The 12,272-nt window shown below is 73.3% G+C and carries 6 protein-coding genes; all 6 read right to left on the reverse strand.

Going from position 1 to position 12,272, the window contains the following annotated elements:
- Positions 1-16 precede the first annotated feature (16 nt).
- A complete protein-coding gene (locus CLV68_RS20205) occupies positions 17-5,143 on the reverse strand; it encodes a non-ribosomal peptide synthetase (RefSeq protein WP_121392481.1) in 5,127 nt (1,708 codons plus the stop codon).
- 98 nt (positions 5,144-5,241) lie between these two features.
- Complete coding sequence (locus CLV68_RS20210; protein WP_121392482.1) at positions 5,242-7,932, reverse strand: ABC transporter permease; 2,691 nt, start codon at positions 7,930-7,932, stop codon at positions 5,242-5,244.
- Positions 7,929-8,675 (reverse strand): ABC transporter ATP-binding protein, encoded by a 747-nt coding sequence (locus tag CLV68_RS20215; RefSeq protein WP_121392483.1) that lies wholly within the window; start codon positions 8,673-8,675, stop codon positions 7,929-7,931. Before CLV68_RS20215 ends, CLV68_RS20210 begins: the two co-directional genes overlap by 4 nt.
- Positions 8,676-8,917: 242 nt before the next feature.
- Complete coding sequence (gene mppR / locus CLV68_RS20220; protein ID WP_211346691.1) at positions 8,918-9,775, reverse strand: enduracididine biosynthesis enzyme MppR; 858 nt, start codon at positions 9,773-9,775, stop codon at positions 8,918-8,920.
- On the reverse strand, positions 9,772-10,992 hold the full coding sequence (locus CLV68_RS20225) for an aminotransferase class I/II-fold pyridoxal phosphate-dependent enzyme (RefSeq protein ID WP_170224485.1): 1,221 nt from the start codon (positions 10,990-10,992) through the stop codon (positions 9,772-9,774). Before CLV68_RS20225 ends, mppR begins: the two co-directional genes overlap by 4 nt.
- Positions 10,989-12,137 (reverse strand): enduracididine biosynthesis enzyme MppP, encoded by a 1,149-nt coding sequence (mppP, locus tag CLV68_RS20230; protein ID WP_121392486.1) that lies wholly within the window; start codon positions 12,135-12,137, stop codon positions 10,989-10,991. The genes CLV68_RS20225 and mppP overlap by 4 nt, the downstream gene beginning before the upstream one ends.
- Positions 12,138-12,272 lie beyond the last annotated feature (135 nt).

Consider the following 12,272-nt stretch of genomic DNA (forward strand, 5'->3'; position numbering starts at 1 on the left):
CCCTTCCAAGTCCCGCTCAGGCGCCGGGCGCGGACAGCAGCCGGTCCAGCACCCGCTCCTGGATCACCGCGGCCAACTCCGCCAGCCGGGGGCGGTCGAACAGGTCGTGCGGGGAGAGGTCGACGGTGAACGAGGACCGGATCCGGGAGACGAGCCGGATGCTGGTGATCGAGTCGCCGCCCAGCCGGAAGAAGTCGTCGTCGGCGCCCACCCGGTCGACGTGCAGCACGTCCGACCACAGCAGGCACAGCGCTTCCTCGGTCGGGTTGCGCGGCGCGAGGTAGGTGGACTCCGGCGCGGTCGGCCCCTGCCTGCCCTGGTGCCCCGGCAGCTTGGGCACCAGCCGTATCGACGCGGGCACGGCAGCGGCGGGCAGGTGGTCGGCGACGTGCGTCTTGAGATCACGCCCGGTGGGGGCGGGTCCGCCGGGGACCGCGACGACATAGGCGGTGAGCCGGGCGGACCCGGTGTCGTCAGCGCGGACGACGACGGCCGCGTCCCGCACGCCGCTGTGGCCGCGCAGGACGAGCGCCACCTCGGCCGGTTCGACCCGAGTCCCCTGGACCACCACTTGCTCGTCGGTGCGGCCGACGACCTCCAACGCGCCCTCAGCGCTCCAGCGGGCGAGTTCGCCGGTCCGGTGCAGCCGGGTGCCGTCGCCGAACGGGTCGGCGACGAACCGCTGGGCGGTGCGGCCGGGGCGGCCGAGGTAACCCCAGGCCCGGGCATCGACGTGGAGTTCACCGACCACCCCGGCGGGCACGGGCCGCAGCCGCGCGTCGAGGACCCGCACCACACCGCGTCCGCCCAGGACGGCCGCTCCCCCGCTGGCCAGCAGTTCCGGTGCGGCCAACGCGCGGTGGGTGAGGAGCACGGCGCGTGGCGTGCCCTCGGGGTCCGCGGTGTAGCTGATGGCCGCGAGGTCGTCCGGGCCGCCGATCGGGTCGGGCGCGGTGTCCGGGTGGTCGAAGACGGCGGGCTGGTTCATGATCGCGGTCTTGGCGCCCGCTGCGGCCAGGATTCCCGCGTGGTCGTCGGTGGTGAGGACGACGGCGGGGCGTGCTCCGGCGATGGCGGTGGCCAGCAGGCGCACCGGATATGTCGGGTCGAGAGGCAGGTAAGCAGCGCCGGTCTTGACCGTGGCCAGCACGGCGGTCACCAGGTCCGCGCCGGGTTCGAGTCCGATGCCGACGACCGTGCCGAGTCCGATGCCTTGGCGCAGCAGGAATCGGGCGAGCCGGTTGGCGTGGCCGTCGAGTTCGGCGTAGGTGAGGCCGGAGCCCAGTGCGATGTCGTCCGGTGTGGACTGTGCTCGCTCGGCGATCACCTCGTGGACGCGCTGACCGGTGTCGGTCGCCGCGCCCCACTGGTCGATGATCGTGCGTTGCTCGGCGTCGGTCAGCATGCGCAGGTCGCCGAGAACAGCGTCATCGCCCTGCCGCGCCAGGGATTCGAGCAGGGTGATGAGGTGGGCGGAGATCCGCTCGACAGTGGCCGTGTCGAACAGGGCGGGGTCGTGCAGGATCTGGATGGACATCTCGTCGCCGGGCAGCACGCACAGCGCGATCGGGAAGTTCGAGGTGAACTCCACGTCGAAGGACCGCAGCCGCAGGCCCGCCGCCACCGCGCCGCGGTCGAACGGGTAGTTCTGGAACACGACGATGGTGTCGAACAGGTTGGCCCCGGACGGCACCCCGCTCCAGCCCTGGATCCTGGGCAGCGGCACCGAGGCGTACCGGCGCGCGGCGACCTGCTCGGCCTGCAGGTCCCGCAACCAGGGCAGCAGGTCCCGCCGCTCGTCCACCTCCACCCGGGTCGGCAGGGTGTTGATCAGCGGCCCGACCACCGAGTCCACGTCGGCCAGGTCGGTGGGCCGCACGGTCGCGGTGGTGCCGAAGCAGATGTCCCCGCGCGCGGTGTGCCGGGACAGCAGCACCGCCCAGGCGCCTTGGACCAGGGTGTTGACCGTGAGGCCGTGGCCGCGGGCGAACCGGCCCAGGTCCGCCACCACCGCGGCGGGCACGTCCCGGTCGACGCGTGCCGTCGCGCAAGGCCGGTGGGTGTCGTCGCGGGGCGCCACCTCCGGGAGGGCGGTCGGCGTGCCGAGGCCCGAGATCCGCTGCCGCCAGTGCGCCTCGGCCGCCGCCGCGACGGGCAGGTCCGCCCAGGCCACGAAGTCGCGGAACGGCCGCCGGACCACCGGCTGCGGCCCGGTCCCCGCCCGCAGCGCGGTGTAGGCGTCGAACACGTCGCGGATGAGTTCGGCGGAGCTCCAGCCGTCGAGCAGGATGTGGTGCAGGGTCCAGATGATCGTGATGTCCGCGTCGGTCGTCCTGGCCAGGGTGATCCGGTGCAGCGGCGGGGCGGCGAGGTCGAACCCGGTCGCCTTCTCCCGCTCGCGCAGCCGGTTCACCTGCTCGGCGGGGTCCGCCTCGGCGCGCAGGTCGACGTGCGTCACCGGGGTCCGGACTTGGCGGCGGACGACCTGCACCGGGGCGTCGACCCCTTCCCAGACGACAGCGGTGCGCAGGACCGGGTGCTGGGTCGCGGCATGCTGCCAAGCCCGGTCCAACACGGCCGGGTCGTCCACCGAGCCGACCTCCAGCACGATCTGGACCACGTGCAGGCGGGCGTCGGGGGCCATCAGGGTGTCGAACAGCATGCCGCTCTGCATGGCCGTCAACGGGTACACGTCCTCGACCCCGCCGCCGAGGCGCTCGGCCAGGTGGTCGAGATCCGGTCGGAGCGTGGGCTCGATGTCCACTGTGGCCGGTGGCGCGCTCTCGACCGCGGCGAGTTCGGCGATGGTCGGGGTGTCGAACACGTCCTCGACGGTGAGGGCGATGCCACGGGCGCGGGCCCGGTTCACCACCTTCATGGTGAGGATGGAGTCGCCGCCGAGCGCGAAGAAGCTGTCGGTGACGCTCACCCGGTCCAGGCCCAGCAACTCGCACCACACCTCGGCCAGCGCTCGCTCGGCGTCGGTGCGCGGGGCGACAAGGGTTGCGGTGGCCACGGCGTTCGGGTCGGGCAGCGCGCGGCGGTCGACCTTGCCGTTCACGGTGATGGGCATGCTGTCGAGTGCCACGAACCGCGACGGGACCATGTAACTGGGCAGCCGCTCGGTCAGGAAGTCGCGCAGGGTGTCCTCGTCCACACCAGTCGACACGACGTAGGCGACCAGGGTGCGCGCCTCGCCCGCCTCGTGCACGACCGTGACGGCCTCGCCGACCGCGGGGTGCAGGCACAGCGCGGTGTCGATCTCGCCCAGCTCGATGCGGAACCCGCGCAGCTTGACCTGGTCGTCGGTCCGGCCCACGAACTCCAGCTCGCCCGCGCTGTTCCACCGCACGACGTCACCGGTGCGGTAGAGCCTGCCGCCGGAGCCGAACGGATCGGCCACGAACCGCTCGGCGGTGAAGCCGGGCTTGCCGAAGTACCCGCGAGCCAGCCCCTCCCCCGCCAGGTACAGCTCACCGGGAGCGCCGGTCGGGACCGGCGCCAGGTACTCGTCGAGGACATAGGCGCGGGTGTTGTCCAGAGGGCGCCCGATCGGTGTGCTGCCTGCCTTGACCTCCGCGAGGCTGAGGCGGTGCGACGTCGAGTAGGTGGTGCACTCGGTCGGGCCGTACCCGTTGACCAGGACGACGTCGGGGCAGGCGGTCAGTGCCCGCTCCAGCGCGGCGGGCGACGGCGCCTCACCGCCGGTCCAGATCTCCCGCATGCCGGTGAAGCAACGCGGGTCCTCGTCGGTGAACTGGGCGAAGAGAGCGGCGGTGATCCAGGAGCTGGTCACGCCGTGGTCGGCGATCAGCCGGGCGAGCAGGCGCGGGGTGAGCTGGTCGGGGGCCACGACGGTCCGGCCGCCGGTGATCAGCGGGACGAGCACCTCGTAGGTGAGGGCGTCGAAGGCGTGCGAGTTGTGGAACAGCACCACCCGGTGCGCGTCGGCGCGCATCCGCTCGTCCCAGCCCAGGGCGACGACATCGCGGTGGGTGACGGCGGCGCCTTTCGGGGTGCCGGTCGAGCCGGACGTGTACATCACGTACGCCACCTGGTCCGGGTGCACGACCAGGTCGGGGTCGGTGTCCGGCCACTCGGTGGGGTCGGGCTCGTCCACGACGATCGCGGGCACCCCGGTGGCCACCGCGCGGGCGGACATGGCGCGGTCGGTCAGCACGGCGACGGCGCCGGTCTCGTCGAGCACCCAGCGGAGGCGGTCGTCGGGCTGGCCGTGGTGCATCGGGACGAGGGTGCCGCCCGCCTTGAGCACCGCCAGCACCGAGACGACCACGTGCGGGGCGCGGCCCTGCAGGACGCCGACCCGGTACTCCGGTCGCGTACCCGCGGCGATCAGCCGGTGCGCCAACCGGTTGGCCAGCGCGTTGAGCTCGGCGTAGGTGAGCGTGCCGGTGTCGGCGACGACGGCGGGCTCGTCCGGGGTGCGCCGGGCGTGCTCGGCGACGATGTCGGGCAGCGTCCGGTGGGCCGGGTAGGTGGCGGTGGTGTCGTTCCAGTCCAGCAGCAGCCGGTGCCGCTCGGCGCCGGTGACCAAGGGCAGGTGGAACACCGCGCGGCCGGGGTCGGCGAGCGCGCCCGCCAGCAGGGTGGTGAGGTGGCCGACGAGCCGCTCGGCGGTGGTGGCGTCGAACAGGGCGGCGTCGTAGCCGATCACCAACTCGACGGTCTCGCCGTGCTCCACCACGGAGACGACGAGGTCCACCGGGGTCTGGGGTGGCTCGCCCTCGACCAGCAGCACGGTCGGGTCGGACTCGAGCGGGCCGCGGGCGTCCAGCACCGCCCTGCGCACGCCGCCGAGGAAGGTGTGGAACGACTCCGCACCATCCACTGTGGACACCAGTGGGACCGGTGCGCCGCCGCCGACACTCGCCCCGACCACGAAGTCGCGCTCTCCGGTGTACCGGGCGAACACGATCTCGCTGGCCGCGGCGACGAGGACGAACAACGAGGTGCCGCGGCGGACACCGAACATGCGCAGCCGGTACACCAGGTCCTTGGGCAGTCCCGCCCGGTGCTCGGCGCGCGAGCGCGGTCCGGCCGACACCCGGGGCCGGTCCGTGGGCAGCCGAAGCCGGGCGCGTTCCGCGGCGTCCGGTGTGGACAGTACCGGCTGGTCGGACATGGCGCCCCCGGGTGGTCGTCGGTGCGACCAGCCTCCCGCAGGGCTCCTGGCGGAGCCACGCCGTTGACTCCTCGGGAAAACTCCGAGGAGTCAGCCGCTCACTCGCGCCCGCCGATCGCCTCCACCGGCAACGGCCGCATCGCGATCCGGGTGGACACCATGATCGCCGACCAGCCCAGCAGCGCCGCGGCCAGGACGATGGCGAGGTAGGTCAGCGGCGGGATCGACGGCACCAGCGAGCCGGTCAACCCCAGGGCGGTGCCGATGAGCGAGGGCAGCGCGGCGAGGCTGCCGGTGATGATCGCGGCGGCCACGATCACCTTGGTCTCGCCCCGCATCATCGCCCGCACCTGCTCGCGGGTCGCCCCGATCAGCTGGAGCAGGGCGAACTCGCGGAACCGGGACACCGTCGCCATCACCAGGGTGTTGACCACGATGATCGCCAGGTAGCCGAGGAGCACGCCGTTGAGCACCAAGCCGATCGCCGAGTCGCCGCTCTCCTCGCCCCGCGCGGCGATGAACGCGCTCCGGTCGTCCACCCGCAGCGTCGGCGATCCCGACACCGCGGCCCGCAACGCGTCGCCCAGGGCAGCGACATCCGCCCCGCTCGCGGCCGAGACGAGCACGGAGGTGTCGACGTGGTTGGTGGTGTGGTCGAGGACGACCTTGTGCGGCAGGGTGACGTCGCCCAGGCCCAGCCCCTTCTCGTAGAGGGCGACGACCTTCGGCTTGATCTGGGTGCCGTCGCCGAGGTGGATCTCCACGGTGGACCCGATGGACGCGTCGAGGGTGCCCGCGGCGAGCCTGCTGAGCGCGACCGTGCTGTCGTCGCGCAACTGCCCCAGGTCGCCGTGCAGGACGCCGAGGTCCATCGTCCGGTCAATCCCGGCGGGGTCGACGCCCTGTACGGCGTAGGGCCGGTACTGCGGGCTGTCGTCGGACAGGAACATCGCGATGGCCTGGCTCCGCACGACCGGGGTCACGGTCCCGACGCCGTCGACACCACGCAACTCGGCCGCGACATCGGCGGAAATGCCCGAGGACGACGAGGTGATCGTGTAGTCCGCGCGCAGCCCGGCCTCGGCCTGCTCCTGCGCGGCCGCGTCGGCGGTGGTGGCGCTGAACAGCTGCGCGGCCGCCAGCGTGATGCCCATGATCAGCGGTGTTGTCGCCGCTGCCAGCCGCCGGGAGTTGGCCCGGGCGTTGGCCGTCGCGAGGAACCCGCTGACGTCGGAGGCGCGGTTGAGCCGGGGGCCGAGCAGGGCCACCGCGCCGACGAGCAGCCTCGGCCCGAGCAGGGCGATCGCGAACACCAGCAGGAACGCCGAACTGGCGGCGCCCTCGGCGGCGGACTCACCGGGCAGCACCAGCGGCAGCACGATCGCCGCGGCCAGCCCGGCGGGGATGAGCAGCCAGCCGAACGCCAGGCGCAGCCAGCCCAGCTCGGGCGGTTCGACCGCGGCGTCCGACAGCGCCTCCACCGGCTTGACCTTCGCCGCGCGCCGGGCGGCGAGCCACCCACCGAGCCGGGCACCGATCACGCACAGCACGACGGCGGCGAGCAACGGCAGCGGGCCGTAGCTCAGCTCGAAGTCCGGTGGTATCGCGCCGAAGAGGGTGAACGCGTGCTGGAACAGGCTCGCCAGCGCGATGCCGGGGATGACACCGATGACCGCGCCCGCGACCCCGACCACGGTGGTCTCGGCGGCGATCATGCCGAGCACCTGCTTCGGGGTGGCGCCGATGGCGCGCAGCAGGGCCAGCTCGCGCATCCGCTGGCGCACCGACAGGGCGAGGGTGCTGGCCACCACCAGCATGATCACCACGACCATGCTGCCGCCGAAGGCGAGGGCGAGTTCGGTGAGGGCCGAGCGGGTCTGGCCGATGTCGAGGAACTCGGCCTCGGCGCGGTCGGCGTCGGCGTAGACGACGAGTTCCGGGACAGCGGCCCGGATGGCGTCGGCGAGTTCGTCGAGGTCGGTGTCCGGCGCGGCGAGCACCCCGACCGCGGCGACCCGGTCGGGGTGGCCGGTCAGCTGCCTGGCCCGGTCGTCGGTGAAGAACGCGGCCGCCTGCCGGTCGAGCCCGGCGCCGGAGAGCGCGGCCAGGCCGGTGACGTGGAAGGTGGACACCCGCGAACCGACCGCCAGCCGGACGTCCGACCCGACACCGGCGCCCGCGCGGTCGGCGAGCGCGGTGTCGAGCACGACGTCGTCCGGTCCGGTCGGTGCCCTGCCCTGGGTGGTGGTGAACGGGCCGAGCGGGGCGCTGCCCCAGCCGTGGCCGAGCGCGGGGCTGCCGTCCGGGGCGCCCGCGGTGCCGTTGTCGGTGACGACGGTCAGCGCGACGGTGGTGTCCGGGATGGCCGCGGTGACACCGGGAACGCCCGCGATGGCGCCGACCCGGTCGGCGGGCAGCGTGGCGCGCTCGGCGAAGCGCGGGTTGATGTCGCCCTCGACGGGCAGGTCCTGCTGGGCGCCGACGACCAGCGCCGCACCGTGGTACCGCTCGGTCGGGACGCCGGAGCTCTGCGCGCTCTCCAGCAGGATCCCGCAGGCGCAGATGACCGCCGAGCCGAACAGCACGGCGATGAAGGCGGCGGCGAAACCGCCCCGGCGGCCCTTGATCGTGGTCCAGGCCAGTGCCAGGTCGCGCCTGCGCCGACCCCGGCGGTGCGCGCGCTTGTCCTGCCTGGCCCGCTTCCGGTCCGCCTTGCGACCGTCCTTGGCTGCCTGCTTGGCCTGCTTGCGGCCGTCCTCGCGCTCCTGCTTGCGTTCGCGGCGGCTCACGCCTCCCCCAGGCGGGTCATCCGCTCGGCGACCTGCTCGGGGGTGGGCGCGCGCAGCTCGCCAGCCAACTGGCCGTCGGCGAGGAAGACGACGGTGTCGGCCTGGGCGGCGGCCACCGGGTCGTGGGTCACCATCAGCACGGTCTGGCCCATCTCGTCGACGACCTGGCGCAGCAGGGCCAGCACCTGGCGGCCGGTGCGGCTGTCGAGCGCGCCGGTCGGCTCGTCCGCGCACACCAGGTCGGGCCGGGTGATCAGCGCGCGGGCGATGGCGACGCGCTGCTGCTGGCCGCCGGAGAGCTGGTTGGGCCTGCGGGTCCGGTGCTCGGCGAGCCCGACGGCGGACAGCACGAAGGACAGGTGCTGGTGGTCGACGGGGGCGTCGGCCAACCGCAGCGGCATGGTCACGTTGTCCTCGACGGTGAGCGCGCTGAGCAGGTTGTACGCCTGGAACACGAAGCCGATGCGGTCGCGGCGGAACTCGGTCAGCTGCGCCTCGGTGCGCCCGGACAGCTCGGTCCCGCCGAGCAGGATGTGCCCGGAGGTCGGGTGGTCGAGTCCGGCGACACAGTTGAGGAAGGTGCTTTTCCCGGAACCGGAAGGCCCCATCACCGCGGTGAAGGACCCAGTCGGGAATGCGGCTGTGATGCCGCGCAGGGCGTGGACCTCATTGCGGCCGGAGCGGTACTTCTTGGTGACCGAATCCAATTGCACCGCGTACTGCAGTACCCCCGATTTCGCCATTGGCCGAGTGTAGCGCGAGCAGAACACCGGTGGATCCGGGGCGGCACAGTGGATTCGCGGGTAGAGTCGGCGCGCAGGCCGAACGCCCGGGTCCCGTTGCCGGGACCCGGGCCACAAAGGGAACGCGAATTCTCGATGACCGCTTCACACTTTCAGGGTGTGGCATCACCCTTTCTGGCGATTGCCTGGTCGACGATTCCCGGGTTGGCAATTTTCGGCCGTGACTGAGCGATCGTCAGCGATCAGCTGAGCGCCGAACCGCCGTGCAGGGTCTCGGCGTACCCGAACACGTGCCCGGCGCCGACCGCCACGGGGGCGAGCAGGCCGAGGTCGGGGATCGCGTCGCCGTCCAGGCGCAGGCTCGCGCTGCCCGACCAGACCTCGGAGAACTCGACGTCGGTGACCGTCGAGGACACCAGCTGCGCCAACGGTTGCTCGCCGGGCAGCCACGCGGGGAACGTCCTGGTGTGCACCAGCGGGACGGTGTGCAGCGCGGGCGGCTGCACGGCTTCCTCGGTGACCACGACGCTCGCCTCGGCGATCTGCCTGCCCTCGACGGCGACCGTGCCGTCGAACCGGCCCGCGGCGCCGAGCCTCGGTCCGGCCGAGCCGACGCGCATGGGCCGGGTCTGGTGGATGGCGCCCAGCTGCTTGGGCATGCCCTGGACCCAGCCGCGCACCATCGGCACCGGGTGGTCGACCCACGCGAACGGGCACCGGGCCATCGGCCTGCCGCGGTGCTCGCAGGCCAGCAGGATCAGGAACTCCCCGAACTGGCAGCGCCGCGGCGACGTCAGCTCGTCGGCCGACTCCGAGCACCACTGCCACTGCGCCCAGATCGCGGCGGCGGCGCCCGGGTCCGGGCCGAGTTCCAGCTCCGGCGGCAGGAAGCGCGCGGCGGCGTCCGGGTCGACGCGGTAGTCGACCATCACGACCTCGCCTGCGAAGTGCCAGGGCGGCGGGGTGAGCATCGACGATCGGCCGGACGGCGACAGCGGCAGGCTGTAGCCGCCTGGGCCGGTCCGGGTGGGCGGGCTGGGCATGGGTGCTGGGTGGGCGGGTGGGCCGGGAATGGGTGCGAGGGTGGGTGACTGGGTCATGGGTGTCTCCTCTGGCCAGGTCCGGCGGTGGGGCGCCAGGCGGCGGCGAGCCGGGCGGCGGCCTCGGCCAGTCCGTCGGGTGGGGTGAAGCTGTAGGCGAGGCGGATGGCGGGTCCGGCCGTGGTGCCGAAGCGGGAGCCCGCCGCGGCGTTGACCCCGACCGCGGCCGCGGCGGCGAGCAGGTCGGCCTCGGTGCGTTCAGGGGGGAACCGCAACCACAGGAAGAAGCCGCCGCCGGGGGTGGTGAACTCCGCCAGGTCGTCCGCCTCGGCGCGCAGGGCGTTGACGAGCGCGTCCCGGCGTTCCCGCAGGCAGGCGCGCAGCCAGTCCAGGCGCCGGTCGTAGTGGCCGTCGCGGACCAGGGTGGCGATCGCGAGTGAGGTCGTGTGGTTCACGCACCCGCCGCTGACGAACGTGCCCCGCCGCGCGAGCCCGGTCACCACGGCGGGGTGGGCGACGAGCCACCCCAACCGAAGACCGGGCCCGATGGTCTTGGCGAAGGTGCCCAGCCGGATCACGCCGTCGTACTCCGCGAGCGACGCCAGCGATGGCGGCAGGTCCGTGCCGTCGAGGCCGAGTTCGGCGTAGGCGTCGTCCTCGACGACCAGGACCCCGTGCAGGGCCGCCACCGCGAGCAGTTCGCGGCGGCGGTCGGTGCCGACGAGGGTTCCCGTGGGGTTGTGGAAGGTCGGGTTCAGCAGCACGAAGCCGACGTGCCTGCCCGCGGCGCGCTCGGCGGTGAGCGCTTCGTGCAGCGCCCTGGGGTCCATCCCGCCCTCGTCGAGGCGCACCTCGCGCAGCCGGAGCCCGTGGTCGGTGAGGACGCGCCTGCCGAAGTCGTAGGACAGGCGGTCGACCAGCACGGTGTCACCCGGGGCGGCCATCGCCGTGCCGACCAGGTGCAGCGCCTGGGAGGTCCCGGCGGTGACCAGCACGTGCTCGGGCCCGCAGGGGTACCCGGACGCGGCGGCCTCGCGCGCGGCCAGTCCCGCCCGCAGCACCTCGTTGCCCTGGTCCGCGCCGTAGGACAGGGCCGCGGCGCCGAACTCCGCCAGCGCGGTGGCGTAGGCGTCGCGGACCAGGTCGACCGGGAGCAGGTCCGGTTCGAGGTAGCCGGGTCCGAGGTCGAGCACCCCGGGCCGGGACACCGCCTGGACGACGGTGGTGTCCCAGCGCCGGGTGTGCGAGAGCGCCCCGGCTCGGTGCGCGGCCGTCACCCGGCCAGGAGGACCGAGCGCAGCACCTGCGCGCCGGTGCTCAGCGCCAGCGGGTTGCGGGAGAGCGCCACGCGCAGGGTGTGCGCGCCCTCGGACGGGTTGGCCCAGTGGAACTTCTGGCAGGGCAGCAGGTAGAGCTGGTGCTCGCGCACCGCGTTCCAGACGTCGAGGCCCTGGCGGGCGCCGACGTGCAGCCGGTCGACGCTGGTGCGGCTGAAGGTGTCCACGAAGCTGATGTCGGGCACGCCCGCCAGGTTGTTGCGCAGCAGCGCGCGGTTGTCGGCAATGTGCCGGTGCAGGTCGGCCAGGCCGCCACCGGCCGCGTCCTCGGCGAACCTCTGCACCATCAGCAGCACCAGCGGCGAGACACCGAGCAGGATGTCGGAGTGGATCTTCTCCAGCGGGAGACCGACATCGGTCGAGCGGACGAGCCAGCCGATCTTGAGCTCCAGGGTCGGCCACAGCTTGCCGGTGTCCTCGATGACGACCCAGCGGCAGCCGCTGGCCTCGAGCACCGCGTAGTGGTCGTAGTGCGCGTCGGTGTCGAAGCCGCGGAACGAGGTGTCCAGGGTCAGCACGACGCCGTGCTCGGCGCACTGCTCGGCTAGGCCGCGCAGCCGCTCCTCGGGCAGCACCCGGCCGGTGGGGTTGTTCGGGGTGGTGACGAACACGCAGCCGACCCGGTTCAGCAGCTCGGTCGGCAGCGGCCCGTCGTGCAGCGCGTCCTCCTCGACCGGGACCAGGCGCAGGCCGACGCCGCGCAGGATGTCGGGGATGTTGTCGAAGGTGGGGTGGATCAGCGCGATGGCGTCGCTCTCGGTGGCCAGCGCGCGGGCGAAGATCTCCATGGCCAGCGAGGACGAGTAGCAGGCGAGCACCCTGCCGTCGTCGAACGGGTGGCTGTGCTGGCCGAGCGCGCCGAGGAAGGCGTGGCAGGCGGCGCGCTCGATCTCGTCGACGGGCCGTTCGGCGGCCTCGACCCACAGGGCGGGCAGGTCGTCGATGACGCGCCGCTGCGGCGGGGTCAACTCCTGGCGGGCGTGTCCGTCGGCCAGGTTGAGCCTGCTGCTCAGCGCCAGCGTCTCGAACTGGGTCAGGTTCTGCGCGGTGGCCTCCGCCTGCGTGGCGGGCGTGGCCAGGGACATTCTGTTCACAAGCACCTCGGCGACTCTGCGGTGGGCGGTGTAGGCGTGCTTGGAGCCCGGTACGGGTCGGGCTCACCGGCGACCGCGGGGGTCACCGGGATAGGAATCGAGGCAGGCGGGCCCTGGTGGGCGCCG

Source organism: Actinokineospora cianjurensis, from assembly GCF_003663795.1.
Classification (GTDB): domain Bacteria; phylum Actinomycetota; class Actinomycetes; order Mycobacteriales; family Pseudonocardiaceae; genus Actinokineospora; species Actinokineospora terrae.

Coding starts and splice junctions, on each gene's coding strand:
- CLV68_RS20205 (WP_121392481.1), bottom strand. CDS start 5,143: ATGTCCGACCAGCCGGTACTGTCCACACCGGACGCCGCGGAACGCGCC.
- CLV68_RS20215 (WP_121392483.1), bottom strand. CDS start 8,675: ATGGCGAAATCGGGGGTACTGCAGTACGCGGTGCAATTGGATTCGGTC.
- mppR (WP_211346691.1), bottom strand. CDS start 9,775: ATGACCCAGTCACCCACCCTCGCACCCATTCCCGGCCCACCCGCCCAC.
- mppP (WP_121392486.1), bottom strand. CDS start 12,137: ATGTCCCTGGCCACGCCCGCCACGCAGGCGGAGGCCACCGCGCAGAAC.